The sequence below is a fragment of the Kitasatospora sp. NPDC051853 genome (assembly GCF_044452665.1).
Classification (GTDB): domain Bacteria; phylum Actinomycetota; class Actinomycetes; order Streptomycetales; family Streptomycetaceae; genus Kitasatospora.
Window position 1 is genome coordinate 280,831 of sequence record NZ_JBITBY010000010.1, and the last position, 23,204, is coordinate 304,034.

Consider the following 23,204-nt stretch of genomic DNA (forward strand, 5'->3'; position numbering starts at 1 on the left):
ACGTAGACAAGCGAACGGGCCCGCACCCCCCGGTGAAAGGGGATGCGGGCCCGTCGAACGCGGTTACCGCTGGAGCACCGAGGCTCAGACGGCGGCCGGGTCCTCCTCGACGAGGAGGTTGCGGGTGCGGTTCGGGTCCACCTGGATGCCGGGGCCGATGGTGGTCGAGAACGCGGTCTTCTTGATGTAACGGCCCTTGGCGGCGGCCGGCTTGGCCCGGAGGACCTCCTCGAGCGCGGCGGCGTAGTTCTCGACCAGCTGGTCATCGGAGAACGAGGTCTTGCCGATGATGAAGTGCAGGTTCGAGTGCTTGTCGACGCGGAACTCGATCTTGCCGCCCTTGATGTCGTTGACAGCCTTGGCGACATCGGGGGTGACGGTGCCGGTCTTCGGGTTCGGCATCAGGCCACGGGGACCGAGCACGCGGCCGAGGCGGCCGACCTTGCCCATGAGGTCCGGGGTGGCGACGACGGCGTCGAAGTCCAGCTTGCCCTTGGCGACCTCGTCGATCAGCTCGTCGGCACCGACGATGTCGGCGCCGGCAGCACGCGCGGCCTCGGCACGCTCGCCGGTCGCGAAGACCAGGACCCGAGCGGTCTTACCGGTGCCGTGCGGGAGGATCACGGTGCTGCGGACCATCTGGTCGGCCTTGCGCGGGTCGACGCCCAGACGCATGGCGACCTCGACGGTGCCGTCGAACTTGGTGGTGGAGGTCGCCTTGGCGAGGCGGACGGCCTCGAGCGGGGCGTAGAGCTTGGTGCGGTCGACCTGGGCGTCCGCGGCCTTGAGGGCCTTGCTGCGCTTCACTGCTTCTCCTGAAAGTGATGGAGTTCGTGGTTCATCGGGCCGCGCGGGCCCTGCCACGGGTGGACGAGAGGGGTGATCAGCCCTCGACGGTGATGCCCATCGACCGGGCGGTGCCGGCGATGATCTTCGACGCGGCGTCCAGGTCGTTGGCGTTCAGGTCGGGGAGCTTGACCGTGGCGATCTCGCGCACCTGAGCCGCGGTCAGCTTGGCGACCTTGGTCTTGTGCGGCTCGGCCGAGCCCTTGTCCACGCCCGCGGCCTTCAGGATGAGGCGCGCGGCCGGCGGCGTCTTCGTGATGAAGGTGAAGGTGCGGTCCTCGTAGACCGTGATCTCCACCGGCACGATCATGCCGCGCTGCGACTCGGTCGCAGCGTTGTAGGCCTTGCAGAACTCCATGATGTTCACGCCGTGCTGGCCCAGCGCGGGGCCGACCGGCGGGGCCGGGTTGGCCGCGCCGGCGTTGATCTGGAGCTTGATGAGCCCCGTGACCTTCTTCTTCTTGGGAGGCATGCTCTCCGGGTCCTTCCGAGAGTGGTTTGCTCTGGTGCGTCCGGGGGCAGGGGCGACACCCGGCCGGGTGGACACACATCGGACCAGGCTAACCGCAGTTGCGGCCTGGACCAAAACGAGTTCGGGGCGGGGCCTGGTGGCCCCGCCCCGAATCCGAAGCTCTGTACTAGTTCTTCTGGATCTGGTCGAAGGACAGCTCGACCGGGGTCTCGCGACCGAAGATCTCGACCAGGCCCTTGACCTTCTTCGAGTCCGGGTTGATCTCGTTGATGGTCGCCTGCAGGGTGGCGAACGGACCGTCGGTGACGGTGACCGAGTCGCCGACCTCGAAGTCGAGCACCTGGACCTCGACCGGGCGGACCGGCGAGGCCTTGCCGGCCTCCTTGGCGGCCTGGCGCTCCACGTCGGGGGCGAGCATCTTGACGACCTCGTCCAGGGTCAGCGGGTACGGGTCGTAGGCGTTGCCGACGAAGCCGGTGACACCGGGGGTGTTGCGCACGACGCCCCAGGACTCCGGGGTGAGGTCCATGCGGACCAGGACGTAGCCGGGGAGCTTGTTCTGGCGGATGGTCTTGCGGTCGCCGTTCTTGATCTGGACGACCTCCTCCTGCGGCACCTGCGAGTCGAAGATGTAGTCCTCGACGTTGAGCGAGACGGCGCGCTGCTCGAGGTTCTGCTTCACGCGGTTCTCGTAGCCGGCGTAGGTGTGGATGACGTACCACTCGCCCGGCGCGGTGCGGAGCTCCTCGCGGAAGGCGGCGACCGGGTCGACCTCGACCTCGGGCTCCTCGACGGCGGCCTCGGCCTCGTCGGCGGCCTCGTCGTCCTCGTCCTCGTCCTCGGCGTCCGAGCCGACGGCCTGGAGGGCGGCCGCGAAGGCGTCGTCCTCGTCGAGCTCGTCCTCGTCCACCTCGTGCACGGCGGCCTCCTCGGCGGGCTCGCCCGCCTCGGCCTCGTCCGCAGCCTCGACCTCGTCCTCGTCCGAGTCGACCGCGTCCACGATCTGCTCGGCGTCCTCGACGTCGGCAGCCTCGACGTCGGCGGCCTCGGCGGCGAGGTCATCCGCCTCGCGGACGGTCTCGTCGGCGTCGTACAGGGGGGAGTCAGACACGGTGGCTGCTTCTTTCCTGGAAGTGAGATGGAACGGCTCCGGGCCTTCCGGCGCCACGACGGGCGCGCTGCGGGAACGACTCGGACCTCCAACAGTACCGAGTCAACGGTAGCGGGAACGCCCGGAGTGCGCCGACAGCTCGACCCGGACCGTCAGGACGGCCCGGGTCGGGGAGTGGAGCGGGAGGTGGCGGCGGATCAGCCGAACACCCACAGGCTGAGCTTGGAGAAGCCGTAGTCGAGGCCGGAGACGAGGCCCATCACCACGACCACGAAGACCACCACGACGATGGTGTACTGGGTCAGCTGGCTGCGGGACGGCCAGACCACCTTGCGGAGCTCGGCGATGATCTGCCGGTAGAACAGCGCGGCGCGGGCGAAGACGCCCTTCTTGGCGCGCTTGCCGGCCTTCTTGTCGCCACCCTCGGCCTTCTTGGCGCGCTTGCGGTCGCGGCGCGACTGCGCCTCGTCGGCAGGCGTGGCCTCCGCGGCACCCTCGGGGTTGCCGCTCTCAGGCGTTGCGGTGGAGCCCGTGGTCTCCGTCACTCGTCCTCACCTGAATCCGGGTCCTGCCGAGCGTCGCGTCGCGGGTGCGGGCGATCCGGCGAATGCAGTGCTGAAAGGTGCCCTCTCCGCATCAAGCCCGCTCGCTCCAGTGGAGCGAACGGGCTGGGTACGGTTCAAGCAGCAGGGCAAGAGGGACTTGAACCCCCAACCGCCGGTTTTGGAGACCGGTGCTCTACCAATTGAGCTATTGCCCTACGGAGCCTTGTGGGCTCCGGAGATGTCTCACAACCTACCGCATCCTGGCCGCTGCGTTCACTACGCCTCGGTGTGGAGCTGCACTTCGGGAGCCATCGAGCAGTGAGTGTACGTGTTCCGGGCCGCCAGGTCGAACCCCATTCACCAGGTCGGGGCGCAAGCCGTACGCAATGCGGACCGATCGGTACGCATCCTGGACCCTCGTGCCCCCGGAGCGCCCTCTCTGCGACGATGGCGGGCATGAGCGCTCCCACCCCCAGCACCCGCCCGTCGGACCGCCGTGTCTCCGCCCGGATCGGCGCCATCGCCGAGTCCGCCACCCTCGCGGTGGACGCCAAGGCCAAGGCCCTGAAGGCGGCCGGCCGTCCCGTGATCGGCTTCGGCGCCGGCGAGCCGGACTTCCCGACCCCGGACTACATCGTCGCGGCGGCCGTCGAGGCCTGCCAGGACCCGAAGAACCACCGCTACACCCCGGCCGGCGGTCTGCCGGAGCTCAAGGCCGCGATCGCCGCCAAGACGCTGCGCGACTCCGGCTACGAGGTGGACGCCTCCCAGGTGCTGGTCACCAACGGTGGCAAGCAGGCGATCTACGAGGCCTTCGCCGCGATCCTCGACCCGGGCGACGAGGTGATCATCCCGGCCCCGTACTGGACCACCTACCCGGAGGCCGTGAAGCTGGCCGGCGGCGTGCCGGTCGACGTGATCGCCGACGAGACCACCGGCTACAAGGTCTCGGTGGAGCAGCTGGAGGCGGCCCGGACCGAGCAGACCAAGGTGGTCCTGTTCGTCTCCCCGTCCAACCCGACCGGCGCGGTCTACACCGAGGCCGAGGCCGAGGCGATCGGCCGCTGGGCGCTGGAGCACGGCCTCTGGGTGCTCACCGACGAGATCTACGAGCACCTGGTCTACGGCGACGCGACCTTCACCTCGCTGCCGGCCCTGCTGCCCGAGCTGGCCGACAAGTGCATCGTGGTCAACGGCGTGGCGAAGACCTACGCGATGACCGGCTGGCGGGTGGGCTGGCTGATCGGCCCCAAGGACGTCGTGAACGCGGCCGCCAACCTGCAGTCGCACGCCACCTCCAACGTCTCCAACGTGGCGCAGCGCGCCGCGCTGGCCGCCGTCTCGGGCGACCTGGCGGCCGTGGACGAGATGAAGGAGGCGTTCGACCGCCGCCGCAGGACCATCGTCCGGATGCTCAACGAGATCGAGGGCGTCCTCTGCCCCGAGCCCGAGGGCGCGTTCTACGCCTACCCCTCGGTCAAGGACCTGCTGGGCAAGGAGATCCGGGGCAAGCGTCCGGCCACCTCCGCCGAGCTGGCCACCCTGATCCTGGACGAGGCCGAGGTCGCGGTCGTCCCGGGCGAGGCCTTCGGCACCCCGGGCTACCTGCGCCTGTCGTACGCGCTCGGCGACGCCGACCTGGTCGAGGGCATCAGCCGGATGCAGAAGCTGCTGGGCGAGGCGCGCGACTGACGCCCCGTCACCACCGTGGTGCCGCCCCCTTCACTCCTTCGGAGGACGTGACGGGGGCGGTTCCCGTTCGGGGGCGGTATGCGGCAGGATCGGTGAATGGATCAGCCTCGTGACGTACGGGCCCTGCCGAAGGCCCACCTGCACCTGCACTTCACCGGTTCGATGCGGCCCGCCACCCTGCTGGAGCTGGCCGAGAAGCACCGCGTCCGGCTGCCGGAGGCGCTCAGCTCGGGCGAGCCGCCCAAGCTGCGGGCCACCGACGAGCGCGGCTGGTTCCGCTTCCAGCGGCTGTACGACACCGCGCGCTCGGTGCTGCGGGACGAGGCGGACATCCGGCGGCTGGTCCGGGAGACGGCCGAGGACGAGGCCCGGGACGGCTCCCGCTGGCTGGAGATCCAGGTCGACCCGACCTCGTACGCGCCCCGCCTCGGCGGGCTGATCCCGGCCCTGGAGCTGATCCTGGACGCCACCGGGGAGGCCTCGGCCGCCACCGGCGTCGGCATCCGGGTGCTGGTCGCGGCGAACCGGATGAAGTCCCCGATGGACGCCCGGACGCTGGCCCGGCTCGCGGTCCGGTACGCCGACCAGGGGGTGGTCGGCTTCGGGCTCTCCAACGACGAACGGCGCGGCCTGGCCCGGGACTTCGACCGTGCCTTCGCCATCGCCCGCAACGGCGGGCTGCTGGCCGCCCCGCACGGCGGCGAGCTCTCCGGCCCGGAGTCGGTCCGGGACTGCCTGGACGACCTGGGGGCCGGCCGGATCGGGCACGGGGTGCGGGCGGCCGAGGACCCGCGGCTGGTGCAGCGGCTGGCGGACCGTCAGGTGACCTGTGAGGTCTGCCCGTCCTCCAACGTCTCGCTCGGGGTCTACGAGGAGCCCGGGCAGGTGCCGCTGCGCACCCTCTTCGAGGCCGGGGTGCCGCTCGCGCTGGGCGCGGACGACCCGCTGCTGTTCGGCTCCCGGCTGGCCGCCCAGTACGAGCTGGCCCGGGACGTGCACGGCTTCACCGATGCCGAACTCGCGGAGCTGGCGCGGCAGTCCATCCGCGGCTCCCGGGCGCCGGAGGACGTCCGCAAGGTGCTGCTCGCGGACGTCGACTCCTGGCTGGCTACAGGCTGACGCCCACCATCACCGGCTCGTTCACCAGCTCCACCCCGAAGGCGGCCCGGACGCCGTCCCGGATCTCCCGGGCCAGCGCGAGCAGGTCCTCGGTGGAGGCGGCGCCCCGGTTGGTGAGGGCCAGGGTGTGCTTGGTGGAGAGGGTGGCCGGGCCGGAGCCGTAGCCCTTGCCGAAGCCGGCCTGGTCGATCAGCCAGGCGGCGGAGGTCTTGGTGCAGCCGTCCGGCGCGGGGTAGGCCGGGGCGGTGCGCTCCCCCAGCCGGCCCCGGAAGTCGGCGTACTGACCGGCCGTCAGGACCGGGTTGGTGAAGAAGGAGCCGGCCGACCAGGTGTCGTGGTCCGCCGGGTCGAGCACCATGCCCTTGCCGGCCCGCAGGCCGAGCACGGTCTCGTAGGCCTTCCGCAGGCCGATCCGCTCGTCCTGGCCGACGCCGAGCGCCTTGGCCACCTCGGCGTACCGGACGGGGGTGGAGAGGCCGCCGGCGTCCTCCAGCCGGAAGCGGACCCGCAGCACCACGTAGCGGTCCGGGTCGGCCTTGAAGCGGCTGTGCCGGTAGGAGAACGCGCAGTCGGCGTTGGCCAGGGTGACGGTCTCGCCGGCCCGGCGGTCGTACGCCACCACCTCGGTGATGCCGGTGGCCACCTCCTGGCCGTAGGCGCCGACGTTCTGCACCGGGGTGGCCCCGGCCGAGCCGGGGATGCCGGCCAGGAACTCGATGCCGGCCAGGCCGGCGTCCACGGTGCGGGCCACCGCCTCGGCCCAGACCTCGCCGGCGGCCAGCTCCAGCACGGTGCCGTCCAGCTCGAAGCCGGTGGTGGCGATCCGCAGCACGGTGCCCTCGAAGCCCGCGTCGCCGATCACCAGGTTGGAGCCGCCGCCGATCACCAGCAGCGGCTCCCCGGTCTCGTCGGCCTTGCGCACGGTCTCGACCACCTCGGCGTCGGTGGTCGCGGTGACCAGCCGACGGGCCGGGCCGCCGAGGCGCAGCGTGGTCAGCGGGGCGAGGGGGGCGTCCAGTTCAACGAGCACGCCCCCCAGCCTAGCCGCGGCCGACTTCGGGTCACTTCAGCCGGACGACCGCGCGGGACATGCCGAGCACCTTGTTGTCGCCGTTCTTGGCGAGCAGGTCGACCCGGACCTTGTTGTCGTCCAGCAGGGCGGCCACCTTGCCGGAGACCTCGATGGTGGTGCCGACGCCGTCGTTGGGCACCGGGACCGGCTTGGTGAAGCGGACGCCGTACTCGACCACCGCGCCCGGGTCGCCGACCCAGTCGGTGACCACCCGGATCGCCTCGGCCATGGTGAACATGCCGTGCGCGATGACGTCGGGCAGGCCGACCTCCAGCGCGAACTTCTCGTTCCAGTGGATCGGGTTGAAGTCGCCCGAGGCGCCGGCGTACTGGACCAGCGTGGCGCGGGTCACCGGGAAGGACTGGGCGGGCAGTTCGGTGCCGACCTCGACCGAGGCGTACGTGATGCTCATCTCGTTCACTCCCCCTGCGCGGTGTCGGCGGTGTCGGCGGCGCGGGCCACCAGCGTCATGACGGCGGTGACCACGTGCGCGCCGCTCTCGTCGTGCACGGCGCCGCTGACGGTCAGCACGTCGTTGCCGGCCAGCGACTTGATGGCGTCGATCACGATGGTGACGGACAGTCGGTCCCCCGCCTGCACCGGCCGGGTGTAGAGGAACTTCTGGTCCCCGTGCACCACCCGGCTGTAGTCCAGCCCGAGCTCGGGGTCGTTCACCACCTGGGCGGCCGCCTGGAAGGCGATCGCGAACGGGAAGGTCGGCGGTGCGATCACGTCGGAGTAGCCGAGCGCCTTCGCCGCCTCCACGTCGGTGTACGCCGGATTGGCGTCCCCGACCGCGACCGCGAACTCGCGGATCTTCTCGCGGCCGACCTCGTAGGGCGCGGTGGGCGGGTAGGTCCGCCCGATGAACGAGGGGTCGAGAGCCATGGGCCACTCCTCTGACGGTGGGTCACGCTGTGCGGTGGTACGGGAGATGCAGAAAAAGCTCCAGGCCGTGCCCCCTTGCGGGAGACACGGCCTGGAGCCAAGAGCCTGATCACACCAGGCCCGGTGACGCCCTACGGGGTCAGCGGGTCTCGCGGTGCGCGGTGTGCGAGTTGCAGCGGGGGCAGTGCTTCTTCAGCTCAAGACGGTCCGGGTCGTTACGCCGGTTCTTCTTGGTGATGTAGTTCCGCTCCTTGCACTCCACGCAGGCCAGCGTGATCTTCGGGCGGACGTCGGTGGCAGCCACGGGAGTGCCTTCCTTGGACAACGATTGATGACACGACAAGAGTAGCCGATCGGGAGATTGTCCCCCCGATCGACTACGCGGGTAGCGGTGACCGGACTTGAACCGGTGACACAGCGATTATGAGCCGCTTGCTCTACCAACTGAGCTACACCGCTAAGGTGATCGTGCGTCGGATCCGGAGATCCTCGGCCTTCTCACCAGAGCCCCCATGCGGAATCGAACCGCAGACCTTCTCCTTACCATGGAGACGCTCTACCGACTGAGCTATAGGGGCGAACGAGGAAGAGATTACACGTTTCCCGGCCAGAGGTGAAATCCGTTCCCCGACCGGAAGATCGCAGGTGGACAGCTCGTACGGGCACTCCCCCGCAGGACCGGCGTTCGATCGCGCCGTGGAACCCACGGCGGACCCCGCGGCCCCGGGCGGGGGTCACGGCCCGACCCGATACGACTTATGCCAGCCTCCGAGCGCCTCGCACCCGGGCCCCATAGGCTCGACCCCCAGTGATCTTGCGGCTCCCGGACCGCCCGGCGGGCCGCCGGACAACGAGGAGCCGGCCGATGACCGCGGACAGCGCACCCGCCGACGGGCCGCACCAGGGCGAGGAACCCGCACGCAGCGGCAACCCCCTGGGCCACGGCCCCGTCCTCCTGCTCACCAACGCCCGGCTGACCGACGGCCGGCTGGTGGACGTGCGGATCAGCGGCGACCGGATCCAGGCCGTCGGCACCTGCGGCTCCCTGGGCCCGCTGCCCGCCCTGCCCGGGGCCCCGACCACCACCACCGGCGCCAGGATCGACCTCAGCGGCTACCTGCTGCTGCCCGCGCCCGCCGAACCGCACGCCCACTACGACGCGGCCTTCTCCGCCGCCCTGCAGACCCCTCCCCCGGAGACCCCGGCCGAGCTGGTCCGCCGGGTCACCGAGGCCGCCCTCACCGCCCTCGGCTACGGGGCCACCGCGCAGCGCACCCACGTCCGGATCGCCGACGTGCACGGGCTGCGCCGCCTGGAGGCCGTGCTGACGGCCCGCCAGGCGCTGCGCGGGCTGGCCGAACTCCAGGCGGTGGCCGTGCCCCGGCTGCTCACCGGCCGGGCCGGGGCCGACGGCCGGGCCCAGCTGCGGGAGGCGCTCAAGCTCGGCGCCACCGCGGCCGGCGGCTGCCCCGACCTCGACCCGGACCCGGCCGGGTACGTGCAGGTGCTGCTGGAGGCCGCCCGGGAGGCGGACTGCCCGGTGGACCTGCACACGGCCGGCGCCGACCCGGGCCAACTCGCCCGACTGGCAGCCGCGTTGGCTCCGCTGCGGCCGCGGGTGACGATCGGCCCGCTGTCCGCGATGGTGCCCGGCGGGGCCGCCGCGCTGGCCGGGGCCGGGCTGCGGGTGGCCTGCCTGCCGCAGAACGGCCACTGCGTCGGGCTGGAGGGCCCGCCGATGGCCCTCCGGACCTCCCTGGTACGGGAGTTGACCGAGGCCGGGGTGAGCCTCTCGGCCGGCGGCGGAGCCCTGCGGGACACCGGCAACCCGGTCGGCCGGGCCGACCCGCTGGAGGCCGCCTACCTGCTCGCCGGCGGTGGCGGGCTCGGCCCGGAGGCCGCGTACGAGGCGGTCTCCAACCAGGCCCGGATCGCGCTCGGGCTCCCGCCGGTCCGGGTGGACGCGGGCTTCCCGGCGGAGCTGCTGGCGGTCCGGGGCGACTCGGTGGCCGGGGTGCTGGCGGGCGGGCACAGCCGGCTGGTGATCCACAGCGGGCGGGTGGTGTCGCGGACCAGTGCAGTGCGGGAGTTCGCCGACACGGTGGCGCTGGCGCTGCCCCGGCAGAACACGCCGGGGTAGTGCGCTCTCCCCTCCTCCCCTCTGTGACCCACGGGGTGAGGTGGAGGAAGGCGGTGCCGGTCGCTCGGGCGGCAGCGCCTCGCCCGGCTCCTCGCTGCGCATCGCCCTGCCGATGACCGGCCGCTCCAGCGCCCGGGGCGGGTCGAACACGTCCGCGGGCGCAAGCGGACGGGGCTCCGGAACCGTGGCGACGGGCTGGTGGGGGTGGCCGGTCCGACGTCCCGGCGGGCGCCGGTTGGGAAGACGATCAGCACTGGCGGGAGGACTCCCCGGCGCGGCGGCCGGGACGTTCTGCAGCAGACGGCTGGCGGGCCGGCCACTCCCGCATGACACTCTCCTGGCTCTCAGATGTAATTGCAAGTCATACGCAATAAGGTGGCCGTGGTACGCCGACACACCGTCAGCACAGCGAACTAGGAGCCCTTTTACCCATGGGTCAGTACACGCTCCCCGATCTTCCGTACGACTACTCGGCCCTCGAGAAGGCGATGTCCGCCGAGATCCTCGAGCTCCACCACTCCAAGCACCACGCCGCCTACGTGGCCGGCGCCAACACCACCCTCGAACAGCTCGCCGAAGCCCGCGAGAAGGAGAACTACGGCGGCCTGGTCGGCCTGCAGAAGACCCTCGGCTTCCACCTCTCCGGCCACGTCCTGCACTCCCTCTTCTGGGAGAACCTCTCCCCCGAGGGCGGCGGCGAACCCGAGGGCGACCTCGCCGACGCCATCGGCGAGCACTTCGGCTCCTTCACCGCCTTCAAGAAGCAGCTCACCGCCGCCACCGTCGGCGTCCAGGGCTCCGGCTGGGGCATCCTCTCCTGGGAACCCCTCGGCCAGCGCCTGATCATCGAGCAGGTCTACGACCACCACGGCAACGTCGGCCAGGGCACCACCCCCCTGCTCGCCTTCGACGCCTGGGAACACGCCTACTACCTCCAGTACCGCAACGTCCGCCCCGACTACGTCACCCGCCTCTGGGACGTCGTCAACTGGACCGACGTCACCAACCGCTTCACCACCGCCAAGAACGCCTGACGTTCCTGCGGCACGCACGAAGCCCCGCCCCGGGTCCGGGGCGGGGCTTCTGGATGTCCAAACGGCGATCAGACCGGCAGCGGGCAGGCCTGCTCAAGCCACCCCTTGGCCTGATCCGCCGTACTGATCCCGTGGCCGCGGAGCGCCTCGACGATGTCCCGGCCGCAGACCATCACGATCGGATGGCCGTCGTCGCGGACCTCCTCCTGGACCTGCTTGTGGAAGTGCGACGTGGTCACCAGCACACCGAAGTTCCGGTGTCTGAGACGCGAAACCAGCCGGGACATCTCGCGTACTCCGACAGAGTTGCCCGGGCTGTAGCACTTGGCCTCCAGCGCGAAGTCGACGGTTATCTGGGCCGTCGGCGGCCCGATCCGGTACTTCCCGACGGCATCCCGCCCACCGTCCCTGCTGGGGCGGGTCACATCGCAGTCCCCCGTCGCCGGTGCCATCAGCCGCCAGATCTCCACTGCGCAGGACTCGAAGTAGCTCTCCCTGCCCCTGAAGTGCTCCCGGATCGTGCTGAGCACAGCTGCCCCCACCTTGTCCGACGGCAGCTGGCTCTCCTTCGATCGGAGATCCGTGGTGCGCGGCGCCACCAGCGGCCGGTACGTCCGATCGGTGACCCAGTCTGCCCAGGCTCGGGGTGCGCCCTGCATCCTGTCGCCGCCGCTGAGGACGTGCCGGATCCAGGCCCGCGTGACGCGGCTCTCATCGAGAACGGTGAAGCGGGCTCGGTAGTTCTGGAATCGCTCGCCCGCAGTGGTCCGCCAGACAGCTGAAAGCTCGTCATCCGCGGAGAGCGTCGGTCCACCCGGCACGAGCAGCCCTCTGAACCGGACTGCGCGACCACGCTCGCGAGCCCGTTCGAACAGCAGGAACGGAGGCACCTTCGCTGCCCTCTCCTCCGGGGTTCCCCGGGCAGCGGCAAAGGCGTCACGGAGCAGCAGATTGCCACCCCGGGACGGCGCGTGAAGGTCCCTGCCGGGGGTCCTGTTGTCGCCGAAGTAGGTGAAGGTACCCGTTTCCGCGTCCAACTGGTCCGGCCAGTCGACCTCCCCTCCTGTGGTGAACAGCACCGAGAGGCGCACCGCACCGTTCTTGGGATGACCAGCCGGGCGGAAGCCACCCTGGTTCCCGACGCCGGGGACGATCTTGTTGATCGGCTCGTCCCTCAGGTTGCCCGTCGTCCCGCCGGCGTAGACCGCATCGACGACGAGATCGGCGGAGCCGAGATCAGCGAAGGCCACGTCCGGCCGGTGGTCCCCAGTCATGCGGACCTTTGTAACACCACGAACTGACGCTCCAACACCTGATGACGACACTCTCCCGTCCTATCCTCGGCAGCATGTCCAAGGGAGAGCTCACGCGCGAATCGGTGCTCAGCGCCATCGACGAGTACGACCGTCTGGGAAGGGACGCCTTCCTCTCCGCCTACGGTTTCGGCAAGGCCCGCGACTACGTACTCGTCCACGAAGGGAGGCAGTACGACTCCAAGGCCATTGCTGGTGCCGCGCACCGGTACCAGCACGGCACCGCGCTGAAGCCGACGGACTTCTCCGGCGGCACCACGGCGGCCGTCCCCTGGCTCGAACGCCTCGGATTCACCATCAGGTCCACCCGGAGTCCCGACTGGACCCGGGACGAGATCATCCTCGCGTGCGCCTTGATCGCCGACAACGGCTGGCAGGGGCGGCGGCCCACCGACCCGCGGGTCGTGGAGCTCTCCGACCTGCTCCAGCTGCTCCCGGTGCACCCGGCTTCAGCTCGCGGTGCCACCTTCCGGAATGCCAACAGCGTCGCCCGCAAGACCTTCGACATCGCCACCCGTCACCCCGACTACGAGGGCCGACCGACCAACGGTGGTTCGCTGGACGCCCTGGTTCTCCAGGACTTCCTCGACAGCCCCCTGGAGATGGCTGCTGCCGCAGCCCTGATCCGGGCGGGCATCCTGTCCGGCGAGCTCACTGACCGGCCAACAGCCGAGACCGAGGTGGACGAGGACCTCGATGACATCGAAGCTCCTGAAGGCCGCATCCTCCTCAAGAAGCACCTGCACCGGGAGAGAAGCCGCTCACTACGCAAGAAGAAGATCGATTCGGTGCTGCACCGAGGCCTGCGGCTCGCTTGCGAGGCGTGCGGCTTTGACTTCGAGCTCGCCTACGGCGCACGCGGAGCCGGCTACATCGAATGCCACCACGTAGTGCCGCTCCACCAGTCCGGAGCCGTCCGCACCAAGCTCACGGACCTTGCCCTCATCTGCGCGAACTGCCACCGCATGATCCACCGCCAGGCCCCCTGGCCAACCCCACGGGAGCTCCGGGCCCTGATGGCTGACACCCGGACCGCCAACGCCCTGCCGTAAGGCGCAGGCAACACAGAGGGACCCGGAGAGCGTTTCCGCTCTCCGGGTCCCTCTTTATCCTGTGGCTGGTGCAGGGTTCGAACCTGCGTAGCTTGCGCGACAGATTTACAGTCTGCTCCCTTTGGCCGCTCGGGCAACCAGCCAGGATGTTTCGTCTTGCGGGGCGCTGCCCCGTTCGACCTCGTAAACGATACCTGATGGATGGGGGTGCTTCGCCACTTGGTTGGTCACGTGATGATCAAGGCGGCGGGGCGTGGCTGTCGGGGGTGGGGTGGGGCGGGGGTGGATAGGCTGGGGCGGCGCCTGCCCTCGGGGGCGGGGGTGACCGTGCAGTCAGAGCATCAAGGAGACCAACACACCATGGCCGACTCCAGTTTCGACATCGTCTCGAAGGTCGAGTGGCAGGAGGTCGACAACGCGATCAACCAGACCTCCCGCGAGATCGCCACCCGGTTCGACTTCAAGAACGTCGGCGGGGAGATCAAGCGCTCGGGCGAGAAGATCGAGATGAAGGCCAACGGCGAGGAGCGCGCCAAGGCGATCCTGGACGTGCTGAAGGACAAGTTCATCAAGCGCGGCCTGTCGCTGAAGGCGCTGGACGCGGGTGAGCCGCAGCTGTCCGGCAAGGAGTACAAGATCTTCGCGGACGTCAAGGAGGGCATCTCCCAGGACGACGCGAAGAAGGTTGCCAAGATCATCCGCGACGAGGGCCCGAAGGGGATCAAGGCGCAGGTGCAGGGCGACGAGCTCCGCGTCAGCTCGAAGAGCCGGGACGACCTCCAGGCGGTGCAGGCCCTGCTCAAGGGCAAGGACCTGGACTTCGCGATCCAGTTCGTGAACTACCGCTAGCCGGAACGGTCTCCTCAGCCGGCCGTGGAGCGGCTGAGCGGGCACCGTACGAGGTGGGCCGGCCACCGCAGGACCATGCTGCGGTGGCCGGCCCGCACCGACGGCCGGCCCCCCTCCGGCGTCAGTGCCAGCGCCCGTCCGCCCGGTCTTCTGCCCGCCAGCCAGTCGTGGCGGGGCTCAACAGCGCGCGAAGGTCACCTTCATCCAGGCCGGCCGCGAACGCGGGCTCCTCATCCAGGTCACCGAGCATCCGGACTGACGGATCGTCGAGGATCCGCCCCATGAAGTCGATCTTCTCGGCGAGCCGGGCGGCCACCTTCACGTCGGCCGTACCTTCCGATGCCAGGACAGTCACCCGGGTCAAGGTGTCCGGCGGCAGCCCCAGACGGTGGATGCGGTCGATGCTCTGGAGGAATCGGCCGGCCTGGAAGTCCCGGTCGATGTAGACCGCGTCGTGGCACACCTGGTGGAGGCTGATGCCCTCACCCAGGGTGGCTGGGTTGGAGATCAGGACCGCACACTCACGGTCCTCCCGGAACCGGCGCAGCTGCTCCTCGCGGTCAGGGGTCCCGCCGTGGACGACCGCAGGGCTGTGCTCCGCGAAGAGCTCCTCCAACGTCGTGATGCTCCGCACGAAGCTTGCCCAGACCAGTGTCTTGCGCCCCCTCTCCGCATTTGCCCTCACGATGGAGCGCGCTTCCTCGTACTTCGGGGGCGTCTCGTACCTGGGAAGCTTCTGCAGCAAGGCGTACAGCGGGTCGCCTTCGGGCACCGAAAGCGGCGGGACCCGGAGGGCGAGCGGCTCGAACCTGCTGGAGCCCTCCACGAGGAGGGCAGGGCTCGTCGCCGCCATCAGCAGCCGGAGCACTGACCTGGCCAGGGAGTGGAAGCTCGCCCGTTCGGCGAGCGCGCGAGCCGTGAACCGACCCTCCATGGCGTCGTAGATCTCGCGGTGGAGCTCGGGCATGGGAAGCAGTTTCAGCCGGACCTGCATGGGTGGAAGCCCCAGCTCCCGCTTGGTCGTGCGGGTGTAGAGCGGCCTCAGAACGCGGCTCGCCTCAGCAAGGTCACCTCCACCGACGGCTTGGGCCACCACCCGCCGCCCGTGGCCCGGCCAGACGAAGGAGAGGAGACTCTCCAGGTCCTTGGCGCCGTTGGGGGCGGGCGTTCCGGTCAGTATCAGGCGGCGGTGGCTCAGCGGCCCGAGGGCCAGGCATGCCGCCCCGTAGACGCCCGCGCCGCCGAGCTTCATCCGGTGGGCCTCGTCCAGGACCAGCAGCACCGGAGCCCGGCCGATCCACTCCGCCAAGGCGTACTGCGCCCGCCCCAGGCGCTCGTAGTTGACCACGAGGACATCGGCCGGTTCAGGCACCCCGGCACCCATGATCCGGACGTCCAGTGGGTCGCGGAAGCACGTACTGCTCTCGTCCTGCCACGCCTCGTAGGCCGACTTCGGGCAGACGACCAGCATCCTCTCGACATCACCACGCTCACGCAGGGCCGCGAAGACGGCGAGAGCGACGCGGGTCTTGCCCGCACCCGGAACGCTGAAGTTCGCTCCGTGCCGGAGCGTCAGCAGCCGAGCAGCATCGCGACGCTGAAAGGCTGTCAGATCTCCTTGCCAAGCCTTGCCCAGCAGCTGGCCGAGGTCCTCCGGGGCGACCTCGTCCAACTCGATGCCGCCCGCCAGGAATTGCTCGGCCACCTCGGACGTGTCGAGCATCTCGACGACCAGGTTCTGGAAGGCAGGCTCCCAGGTCACTCCAGCCGGGTCGCTCCAGCTGCCCAGGGCCTCGAGGCCAGCCACGAAGTCGTCGACAGGGACGACGGCCGCGTGCTGGTCCGTCATCCGGCCGGCCGAGAACCTGGTGAGCAGCCGCGCGAGCTCAGCTGCGTGCTCCGTCGTCGTACGCAGCAGCGCCTTCGTCCGGCTGACGTCGAAGCCGAGGGTGAGGCTGGGCGGATGGAGGTCCGGCACTAGATCTCCTTGTCGAGCAGCCCGATCAACCACGACGTGTCGTCACCGGGCTCGGAGACGGTGCGCTTGATCTCCAGCGCCAGCTTGCCGAGGCTTCGCCTGAGCTTGGTGGCCGCATCATCGAACGCGTCCTCGTCGAGGCTACGTGATGCCCGGGACATCACGAGGTCGGTCACGCACTGGTCGATCGCCTGGCTGGCGTCGACGAGGCGAGTCGGCGCAGCCTGCTTGCGCTTGCGGACCCTGGCGTCCTTGCCGGCGAACTGCAGGGAAGAGTCAAAGGCCTCGCGGTAGGCATTGAGCGTGGTCGCCGACTTCGCCACCTCCTCGCTCTCCGCGGGAAGGTGTGCCGAGGCGACGGCCCTGGCCTGCAGAATGGCATCGGTCATCTGCCGTGCTGCGGAGATCCCGGCCGAAGGGCCCTTCACTGAGCGGCCAAGGCCCGGAATGCTCACCGTCCCGGCTGGCACCGGGGTCGGCTTGAGCTCACTTGGCAGTGCGTCGGCCAGGTACCGGTCATGGAAGTCGCCTTCGATGAGCCGCAGGTCAGTCTTGGCGAAACCGAGCATGGTGGCTGCGAGACGGACCTCCAACATCAGGTCGGCCTTCTCCGGCCCCTTCGCTGCCTCCTTCGCAACCTTCCGGTGGAGCTCCCGGAGCTTCTCGCTGTGATCCTCGAAAGCCATGAGCGGTAGCGCCCGGCCGTTCGCCTCGCTCCTCCGGACCAGGTTCTGGATCAGGTTGTAGATCCAGAGGTCGCGACGGCAGGCCTCCTGTGTGGTGCGGAAGGTCTTTGCGATCTCAGGCAGCGTGATCCCTTGGGAGACCAGCTCGTCGATCGCAAGGAGCCGGTTGATGTAGGAGTACTCACGCCGGTGGTCCTTGCGCAGCTGGAGAGCCAGCTCGACGGCGGCGACATCGTTCCAACCGCACGATGCGGGCAGGACCCCGACACGCATGACCGCAGCAGGCCCGTGCCGTTCGAGGAGCGCCGCTCTTCGGGTGTTGCCGTTGACCAGCACACCGTCTCGGGTGATGAGGCCGGCGTCATTCTGCCCGTACTCCGCGAGGCTGTCGGCGAGCTTGGCGAACTCGGGATCGGTATGGGACGGGTCCGCCGGCAGCGCCTTGAGGAGGAAGTCCAGGTACTGCTGACTCTCGACGCTCCACGGATCTGCCTCGAGGAGTGCATCCCGGTCAGCGTCGAGGCTCCGCTGTGCCTTGATCCGATGGGTGGCGGGGTTGTAGTAGAGGTCGCCCACCGGCATCTCGATGACGTCGAAGGAAGAGGGCTTCCCCCTCCACTCAACGGTCACCGTCTCGCGGGTGCCACCGGCTTCAGAGAGCTCCTTGAGCCGTACCTCCACCATCGTCCGGCTGTCCTCCGCCCTGAGCGGCCGGCCGTAATCCTTGGTCATTCCTTCTCCCCCTCACGAGGTGCGCAAAATCGGTGTGCTGCAGCGCTGTTCAGAGCCCGAGGGCGGACCGGACCTCGGCCCGGGAGTCGGCCGGGAGGGCCCGGTAGCGGCTCCAGGCACGCTCGGCGGGGCGGAAGTCACGCTCATCCGCGGCGATCCAGCCGGCCAGCACCAAACGGTCCTGCTCCGAGAGGCGCTCAACGAACCGGACGACATCACCCACATCCACCACCAGCTGCCGACCGCCCAGCCGGCAGCGCTGGCACTCTGTCACCAGCTCGATCTCCTCCGTGCCGTCCGGCCGGCGAACCCGACGTCGGGCGATGTCCAGCTGGGCGGTGTCACGGGTGTCGTCGTACTCGGCTCCCGGCGTGATCCCGCAGGAGCGGCACATGTTGCCGTCTCCCGAGATCGTCTCACGACGCTTGCCGGCACCGATCGCGATCGTGCCCTTTGCGCGGGTCCCCCTGCCGGGCTCCCACACCGGATCGCCGCGCTCAACGAACCGTTGCTCGAACGGGTCAAGATCATCGGCCTCCCTATTGGTGTGGATCACCCACCCGAAGTCGCGCAGGTCCCGCATCCGCCGGTCGATCTGTGAGACGCCGGGGAAGGCCTGACGGAGGTCCTCCTTGGTGAACACTCCTCCCACCCCCACGACTTCGACGAGCCAGAGGGCGGCACGCTTCATGGTCCCCAGGGCAGGGTCATCCCAGGCCGGAAGGTCAGACATGCGCATCACCCGTTCTGCTCTGCACGCAGGCAGCATAAGCCCGCATTTGGCGCCGGCTGCTCCACTGCAATGCCGACAAGCCTCCTATATATCACAGCCTTACCCCATGGCGCGATCACTGCAGATGTCATGCTAATGACAAAGTGGCCAATCTGCCCCAAATGACCGAAATATCCTGGCTTCACGGCGAAGTAAAGATCTCGCGGACGGCACACCTTTCCGTGCCGCCCGCGAGCCCACTAGAGTCGTGCGGTCCGCACTCAGATGCACGGAGGGACTGGCCTGCATGCCCTTTGAAGGAAAAGTCGACATCTCGACAGAAGGCCTTCCGGATGCCACTCGGGAGCACCCGGAGGAGACCTGCCTGCATCGCGAAAGATTCAGCACCGCACTGAATGAGACGTTTGCGGCATTTGGTCGCACTCCCATGTCATCAGTGGCCAGGCGCATCGCCGTCTCCGAGGCGGCCGTCTCCCACTGGCGCAGCGGCCAGCGGATCCCCAGCGAGAGGAATCTGACCCGGCTGCATGGGACCGCCAGCCAGTACCGCACGCCCTTGATTCCCTTGCGGGAGCTCGTGCAGCTGCGCCTGGAGGCCCACTGCAGTCCCCTCCTGTGCAGCGGGGCACGACCACAGAGCAAGGGGGACCGGCGCAACACTGATGCCGGTCAGCCCGTCCGTACAGGGGACCGGCGCAACGGCAGCGGTACGGTCGGCGCAAATTTTCAGCCCACTGCGAGCGGCGGCTCCCGCAGCGAATCCGCATCTACCGCCGACTGGCTGCACGAGATGACGACGCGGGCTTCGCGCATGCCCACGGCGGAGATCATGGCCATTGCCGGAAAGATGCTCTCTGCCGGTCATGGCCATGCCGCCCGGGTTTTGCTGTCGGTGGCCGCAGGGAGGCCGGGTGATATGGTCGATATGATGATCTGCGCATTGAAGCGCGAGGGCCCGCGGTGACCGCGGCCAGTATGGTCGAATTCGTGCGCTAGTATCAGGAATTGCCCTGCCGCATCCCGGCAGAGCTTAGCACCGAACGGAACTCATCCGGCACGGTCTATTCCGCTTTCCCGAAATGCCCTTCGGCGATCCCGAAGGCCCTTGAGGGCCACGTAAAACATCAACGCTGCATGCGCGGACTGCAGCTTTCACACGACCGCAGGGCACAGAACCTCACTGCGGTACGCCCTGCTCCCGGAGAAGCCCAGCCGGCCTCATGTCGCCAAACCGGTGCCGGCGGGCTCCTCCAGGGACCCCTGGGCAACAACCAACCCTCCAGCTGCTGCACTACACGACTAGGAGTCCTCATGCAGCATAAGCACCACCGTCGGCGCAAGCACAGGTCGAAGGGGCGGAAGGCCGACAAGCCCCAGCGCAAGGTCGCGCAGGGGCGCGGCCACGCCCACGTTCCCCCTGGTGGCGCTTCACAGCGCCGTCAGACCCCGGGCAAGAACCCGGCGCCTCCTTCGGTGGCCATTCCGGATGTTCGCAGGCGGGCTGCGCTCTTCGCCAAGGCGTTGGCGGTCAGTACGAGGTCCCTCATCACCAGCAGGGACTTCTGGTCGGCCGTCAAGCTCGTCCTGGAGCTGATCGCCACCCTCCTCCGCCTGGCCGGCGGATAGCGGCTGCTGCTCCCCGGAAATGCCGACACCACCCGCGCCCCGGGCCCGTGCACGGGCCCGGGGCGCGGGTGGTGGTGACGGGGTGTCAGCCGGTGGCCAGGGTGGTGGCGGTGGCGGCCGTGGCGGCGACGGTGTCGGTGGAGAGGCCCGGGATGGCGGCCTTGACGGCGGCCGGGTCGGGCTTGGTGGCGGTGGCCTTGGCGACCAGGTCGGTGAGGTCCTTCTGGACCTTGGCGAGGGCGTCGGCCGGGTTGAGCGGGAGCGGGGCGGCGGGGACGGCCGGGACCGCGGGGGTCTCGGGGAGGCCCGGGGCCGGCGGGAGGGACGGGGCGAGGTCGGAGGGGGCGGCGCGGGTCCGGTCGACCGGGAGGGTCGGGGTGGACGGGGCCGGGGGTGCGGGGAGTTGGCCGAGCAGGGCCTTGATGGCGGCCTGGAGGTCGTCGAGCTGCTTCTGCAGGGCGGCCGGGTCGGGGGCGCCGGCGGTGGCCGAGCCGACCAGCTTGGTGATCTGGCCGAGGACGTCGCCGAGGGAGCCGAGGATGGCGAGGTTCTTGCCCGGGTCGGGGACCTCGGGGAGGGCCGGGACGTCCACGGGGGGCTTCACGGGGAGGTCCGGCACCGGCGGTTTGACCGGGAGGTCGGGGACCGGGGGTTTGACCGGGAGGTCCGGGGCGGGCGGGATGATGCCGGCCAGGTCGGGGAGGGAGAGGCCGGGGCGGGCGAGGTCCGGGAGGACGCGCTCGGGGTGGGAGGCGAGGAGACGGAGGCTGGTCGCGGAGGCGGAGTCGGCAGCGTTCGCGACGGTGACGGACGTGGTGATGACCGGGGCGAGGCCCAGGGTGGCGGTCAGCACGGCGGCCGTCCAGGTGGCACGCATTCTTGCGTTTCCTTTCGTGTGATCCAGGCGTTGTCGCCTGCACCACACGTTGGTCCACCCCGGAGTGACGGGCCACCGCGCGTAGGCCGAACGGTTCGCCGCCCGGCAACGGGGCGGCTGACGGGGCGTCCGGCGGAGCAAGACCGTGCTCCGGGCGGGTGGGTGACGGTGCGCCAGACGGGCGGGTGGCGCGGTAGGCCGTACGGCCGGGGCGCCGGGGAGACGTTGGGCCGGAAGGCGGACGTGCGGATCGGGCCGGACTGGGCCGGACGGAGCAGGGGCGGAGGGGGCGGCGGCGGGAGGGTCAGTCGGCGGGCCAGTCGACCAGGCGGCTGTGGCGGCCGAGGCCGACCTCGTCGAACTCGTCGGCGGCCGGGGTGCGTTGGGCGCCGATCCGGCGCAGGGCCTGGGAGATGGGGCTGCCGTCCTCCGGGAAGGGCTGGTCGGAGGTGCAGGCGAGCGGGCCCAGGACGAGGCGGCCGTCCACCCAGACGGCGGCGCGCTGGGTGCCGTCGCCGCCGACGTAGTGGGCCTCGACGTAGCCGATCGGCGAGGCCTGGGACCAGGCGACCAGGCGGCGGCCGAAGCCGCCGGGGAAGGCGGTGAAGCCGGGTTGCAGGACGCCGCCGTGCTCGGCGACGGTGTCGAACAGAAGGTCCGTCATCGGGATGAGCGCCAATCCCTGTTCCAGTCTGGTCACGCGGGCGACCGGCACCTCCGCGGCCACCACCTTGAGCAGGTCCCAGGAGCCGATGAGTGCCTTGAGTTCGTAGGACATCCAGCCATTCTGCGCCCTCCCAGGACGGCGTGGCAGCGGAATATCGAACTCACTGTCCCTTCGTGGCATGGTCGTTGTGAATATGACACCGCGCGCCCCCACGAGGCAGACTGGGTGGATGGTCACCCAGGGTCGGCCCACGGCCGAGGAGTTGGCGGCGGCACGGGACCGGACGATCCCGGACGTGGTGGGACCCGGGCTGCGGGTGCTGTTCTGCGGCATCAACCCCGGGCTGTGGTCGGGCGCCACCGGGCTGCACTTCGCCCGGCCGGGCAACCGGTTCTGGCCCGCGCTGCACCGCTCCGGCTTCACGCCGCGCCAACTCCGGCCCCGGGAACAGCTGGAGCTGATCCCGTACGGGCTGGGGATCACCAACGTGGTGGCCCGCACCACCGCCAAGGCGGACGAGCTGACCGCCGAGGAGTACCGGCTCGGCGGGGCGGCCCTGGTGGAGCGGGTGGAGCGCCTGCGGCCTTACGCGCTGGCGGTGTTGGGGATCGGGGCGTACCGGACGGCCTTCGGGCGGCGGAAGGCGGCGGTGGGGCGGCAGCCGGAGGGGATCGGCGCCACCGAGGTGTGGGTGCTGCCGAATCCGAGCGGGCTGAACGCGCACTACACCCTGGACGGGATCGCGGTGGAGTTCCGCACGCTCCGGGAGTCGCTGCCGCCGCAGGGCGACTGACGGTCCGTCAGTCGAGTGCGGGCGCCTGGGCGGTGCGCAGTTCGCGGATCACCGCGCGGACGGCGGCGGTGCGGGCCAGGGCGGGTGTGGTGACGTAGCCGACGTGCCGGGTCGGCGGGTCCGGGTCGAGCGGGGCGACGGTGACGCCGGGCGGGGCGGAGAGCAGGGTGAGGGCGGGCATGATCGACATGCCGAGGCCCTGGGCGACCATGGAGAGGGTGACGGTGTCGTCCTCGACGGTGACGGTGGCAGCCGGGATCCAGCTCTGCCGGCGCCACCACTCGCGGGTGTAGGAGCCGCAGTTCTCGTCCCAGTCGACCAGCGGGAGGGTGCGCGGACGCGGGTGCCCGGCGGGGTGCACCAGGGCGTACGGCTCGCTGAACAGGCGGCCGGCCACCAGGCCGGGCAGCGCGGGCGAGGGGGTGCTGCCGGTGGCCGCGTCGAGGGTGGCGACGGCGAGGTCGGCGTGACCGTCGGCCACCTCGCCGGCGGTGCCCCGGCCGATGTCGCGGACGATCCTGACCTCCGGGCGCAGGCCCGGGTGACGGGCCGTCAGCCGGGCCAGCACGGCCGGGAGCAGGTGGGCGGCGGCGCTGCGGAAGGCGGCGATCCGGACCGGGCCGGCGGGCTCGGCGGGCTCCGGGGTGGCGGCCGCCCTGGTCTCGGCGGCCAGGACGGCGAGGAGGTGGAGGATCTGCCGGGCGTGGGCGGCGGCCTTCGCGCCCGCCGGGGTGGTGCGCGCTCCGTGGCGCCCCCGTTCGAACAGGACCGCGCCCAGTTTGCGCTCGCACCCGCGCACGGCGTGCGAGACGGCGGACTGGGAGAGGCCGAGCGCCGCTCCGGCGGCGGTGAAGCTTCCCTCGCGGTCCACCGCGGCCAGGATCCGCAGGTCGGCGGGGGTGAGGTCGGTGGGGGACGTGGTCACGGGTGAAACCTAGCCGGTGGGGGTGCCTTCCATGAAGGGGGTTCATGGAAGGGC

24 protein-coding genes and 4 tRNA genes are annotated in these 23,204 nt (G+C 70.3%); 9 read left to right on the plus strand and 19 right to left on the minus strand.

Annotated elements, in window-relative coordinates:
- Window positions 1–84 precede the first annotated feature (84 nt).
- The 5 genes from rplA to ACIA8O_RS28390 all read right to left on the minus strand — a co-directional run bounded on the left by rplA (window position 85) and on the right by ACIA8O_RS28390 (window position 3,189).
- A complete protein-coding gene (gene rplA / locus ACIA8O_RS28370) occupies window positions 85–807 on the minus strand; it encodes a 50S ribosomal protein L1 (protein ID WP_396296805.1) in 723 nt (240 codons plus the stop codon).
- 76 nt (window positions 808–883) lie between these two features.
- The gene (gene rplK / locus ACIA8O_RS28375; protein WP_345286294.1) at window positions 884–1,318 is read right to left on the minus strand and encodes a 50S ribosomal protein L11; all 435 of its coding nucleotides are present in this window, start codon (window positions 1,316–1,318) and stop codon (window positions 884–886) included.
- Between the two features lie 166 nt (window positions 1,319–1,484).
- On the minus strand, window positions 1,485–2,429 hold the full coding sequence (gene nusG, locus ACIA8O_RS28380) for a transcription termination/antitermination protein NusG (RefSeq protein ID WP_396296806.1): 945 nt from the start codon (window positions 2,427–2,429) through the stop codon (window positions 1,485–1,487).
- 197 nt (window positions 2,430–2,626) lie between these two features.
- Entirely contained in the window at window positions 2,627–2,974 is a 348-nt protein-coding gene (secE, locus tag ACIA8O_RS28385; RefSeq protein ID WP_396296807.1) for a preprotein translocase subunit SecE, read from the minus strand.
- 142 nt (window positions 2,975–3,116) lie between these two features.
- A tRNA-Trp gene (locus tag ACIA8O_RS28390) sits at window positions 3,117–3,189 on the minus strand.
- Window positions 3,190–3,430: 241 nt separating this feature from the next.
- Between ACIA8O_RS28390 and ACIA8O_RS28395 the strand changes: the two genes are divergently transcribed.
- A complete protein-coding gene (locus ACIA8O_RS28395; protein ID WP_396296808.1) occupies window positions 3,431–4,666 on the plus strand; it encodes a pyridoxal phosphate-dependent aminotransferase in 1,236 nt (411 codons plus the stop codon).
- 96 nt (window positions 4,667–4,762) lie between these two features.
- Window positions 4,763–5,785 (plus strand): adenosine deaminase, encoded by a 1,023-nt coding sequence (locus ACIA8O_RS28400; protein WP_396296809.1) that lies wholly within the window; start codon window positions 4,763–4,765, stop codon window positions 5,783–5,785.
- On the opposite strand, the gene ACIA8O_RS28405 is transcribed toward ACIA8O_RS28400, so the two are convergent.
- The 6 genes from ACIA8O_RS28405 to ACIA8O_RS28430 all read right to left on the minus strand — a co-directional run bounded on the left by ACIA8O_RS28405 (window position 5,775) and on the right by ACIA8O_RS28430 (window position 8,323).
- Window positions 5,775–6,815, minus strand: coding sequence for a UDP-N-acetylmuramate dehydrogenase (locus ACIA8O_RS28405; RefSeq protein WP_396296810.1), 1,041 nt, complete (start codon window positions 6,813–6,815; stop codon window positions 5,775–5,777). The two genes, ACIA8O_RS28400 and ACIA8O_RS28405, sit on opposite strands and share 11 nt — an antisense overlap.
- A gap of 31 nt (window positions 6,816–6,846) precedes the next feature.
- Window positions 6,847–7,269 carry a MaoC family dehydratase gene (locus tag ACIA8O_RS28410; protein WP_396296811.1) on the minus strand — a complete coding sequence of 141 codons (423 nt, stop codon included), beginning with the start codon at window positions 7,267–7,269 and terminating at the stop codon, window positions 6,847–6,849.
- A 5-nt stretch (window positions 7,270–7,274) separates the two neighbouring features.
- Entirely contained in the window at window positions 7,275–7,745 is a 471-nt protein-coding gene (locus tag ACIA8O_RS28415; RefSeq protein WP_396296812.1) for a MaoC family dehydratase N-terminal domain-containing protein, read from the minus strand.
- 139 nt (window positions 7,746–7,884) lie between these two features.
- A complete protein-coding gene (gene rpmG / locus ACIA8O_RS28420) occupies window positions 7,885–8,049 on the minus strand; it encodes a 50S ribosomal protein L33 (protein ID WP_014144273.1) in 165 nt (54 codons plus the stop codon).
- An 82-nt stretch (window positions 8,050–8,131) separates the two neighbouring features.
- Window positions 8,132–8,204 (minus strand) — tRNA-Met (locus ACIA8O_RS28425).
- A gap of 46 nt (window positions 8,205–8,250) precedes the next feature.
- Window positions 8,251–8,323 (minus strand) — tRNA-Thr (locus ACIA8O_RS28430).
- A gap of 287 nt (window positions 8,324–8,610) precedes the next feature.
- Between ACIA8O_RS28430 and ACIA8O_RS28435 the strand changes: the two genes are divergently transcribed.
- Together ACIA8O_RS28435 and ACIA8O_RS28440 are read left to right on the plus strand one after the other, a co-directional pair.
- On the plus strand, window positions 8,611–9,885 hold the full coding sequence (locus tag ACIA8O_RS28435; RefSeq protein WP_396296813.1) for a hydrolase: 1,275 nt from the start codon (window positions 8,611–8,613) through the stop codon (window positions 9,883–9,885).
- Window positions 9,886–10,316: 431 nt separating this feature from the next.
- Entirely contained in the window at window positions 10,317–10,919 is a 603-nt protein-coding gene (locus tag ACIA8O_RS28440; RefSeq protein ID WP_396296814.1) for a superoxide dismutase, read from the plus strand.
- A gap of 68 nt (window positions 10,920–10,987) precedes the next feature.
- Here ACIA8O_RS28440 and ACIA8O_RS28445 read toward each other — a convergent pair whose 3' ends face one another.
- Entirely contained in the window at window positions 10,988–12,193 is a 1,206-nt protein-coding gene (locus ACIA8O_RS28445) for a restriction endonuclease (RefSeq protein WP_396296815.1), read from the minus strand.
- A 41-nt stretch (window positions 12,194–12,234) separates the two neighbouring features.
- Here ACIA8O_RS28445 and ACIA8O_RS28450 point away from each other — a divergent pair, with 41 nt between their 5' ends.
- Entirely contained in the window at window positions 12,235–13,284 is a 1,050-nt protein-coding gene (locus ACIA8O_RS28450) for an HNH endonuclease (protein ID WP_396296816.1), read from the plus strand.
- Between the two features lie 62 nt (window positions 13,285–13,346).
- Here ACIA8O_RS28450 and ACIA8O_RS28455 read toward each other — a convergent pair.
- Window positions 13,347–13,427: transfer RNA gene (locus tag ACIA8O_RS28455), tRNA-Tyr, on the minus strand.
- A 217-nt stretch (window positions 13,428–13,644) separates the two neighbouring features.
- On the opposite strand from ACIA8O_RS28455, the gene ACIA8O_RS28460 reads away from it, so the two are divergent.
- Window positions 13,645–14,133, plus strand: coding sequence for a YajQ family cyclic di-GMP-binding protein (locus ACIA8O_RS28460; RefSeq protein ID WP_345286313.1), 489 nt, complete (start codon window positions 13,645–13,647; stop codon window positions 14,131–14,133).
- Between the two features lie 121 nt (window positions 14,134–14,254).
- Here the strand turns inward: ACIA8O_RS28460 and ACIA8O_RS28465 are convergent, their stop codons facing one another.
- Genes ACIA8O_RS28465 through ACIA8O_RS28475 form a run of 3 tightly spaced genes read right to left on the minus strand, consistent with a single transcriptional unit; the run spans window position 14,255 to window position 18,220 of the window.
- Window positions 14,255–16,111, minus strand: a complete 1,857-nt coding sequence (locus ACIA8O_RS28465) for a DEAD/DEAH box helicase (RefSeq protein WP_396296817.1) — start codon at window positions 16,109–16,111, stop codon at window positions 14,255–14,257.
- Entirely contained in the window at window positions 16,111–17,529 is a 1,419-nt protein-coding gene (locus tag ACIA8O_RS28470; protein ID WP_396296818.1) for a transcriptional regulator, read from the minus strand. Before ACIA8O_RS28470 ends, ACIA8O_RS28465 begins: the two co-directional genes overlap by 1 nt.
- A 49-nt stretch (window positions 17,530–17,578) precedes the next feature.
- Window positions 17,579–18,220, minus strand: a complete 642-nt coding sequence (locus tag ACIA8O_RS28475) for a hypothetical protein (protein ID WP_396296819.1) — start codon at window positions 18,218–18,220, stop codon at window positions 17,579–17,581.
- Between the two features lie 328 nt (window positions 18,221–18,548).
- On the opposite strand from ACIA8O_RS28475, the gene ACIA8O_RS28480 reads away from it, so the two are divergent.
- Both ACIA8O_RS28480 and ACIA8O_RS28485 read left to right on the plus strand, forming a co-directional pair.
- Entirely contained in the window at window positions 18,549–19,226 is a 678-nt protein-coding gene (locus ACIA8O_RS28480) for a hypothetical protein (RefSeq protein ID WP_396296820.1), read from the plus strand.
- Window positions 19,227–19,573: 347 nt separating this feature from the next.
- Window positions 19,574–19,888 carry a hypothetical protein gene (locus tag ACIA8O_RS28485; RefSeq protein ID WP_396296821.1) on the plus strand — a complete coding sequence of 105 codons (315 nt, stop codon included), beginning with the start codon at window positions 19,574–19,576 and terminating at the stop codon, window positions 19,886–19,888.
- 85 nt (window positions 19,889–19,973) lie between these two features.
- Here the strand turns inward: ACIA8O_RS28485 and ACIA8O_RS28490 are convergent, their stop codons facing one another.
- Together ACIA8O_RS28490 and ACIA8O_RS28495 are read right to left on the minus strand one after the other, a co-directional pair.
- Window positions 19,974–20,765, minus strand: a complete 792-nt coding sequence (locus ACIA8O_RS28490; RefSeq protein WP_396296822.1) for a hypothetical protein — start codon at window positions 20,763–20,765, stop codon at window positions 19,974–19,976.
- Window positions 20,766–21,069: 304 nt separating this feature from the next.
- Complete coding sequence (locus tag ACIA8O_RS28495) at window positions 21,070–21,543, minus strand: hypothetical protein (protein WP_396296823.1); 474 nt, start codon at window positions 21,541–21,543, stop codon at window positions 21,070–21,072.
- Window positions 21,544–21,661: 118 nt separating this feature from the next.
- Here ACIA8O_RS28495 and mug point away from each other — a divergent pair, with 118 nt between their 5' ends.
- Window positions 21,662–22,225 carry a G/U mismatch-specific DNA glycosylase gene (mug, locus tag ACIA8O_RS28500; protein ID WP_396296824.1) on the plus strand — a complete coding sequence of 188 codons (564 nt, stop codon included), beginning with the start codon at window positions 21,662–21,664 and terminating at the stop codon, window positions 22,223–22,225.
- Window positions 22,226–22,232: 7 nt separating this feature from the next.
- On the opposite strand, the gene ACIA8O_RS28505 is transcribed toward mug, so the two are convergent.
- Window positions 22,233–23,150 carry a LysR family transcriptional regulator gene (locus tag ACIA8O_RS28505; RefSeq protein ID WP_396296825.1) on the minus strand — a complete coding sequence of 306 codons (918 nt, stop codon included), beginning with the start codon at window positions 23,148–23,150 and terminating at the stop codon, window positions 22,233–22,235.
- Window positions 23,151–23,204: the final 54 nt, after the last annotated feature.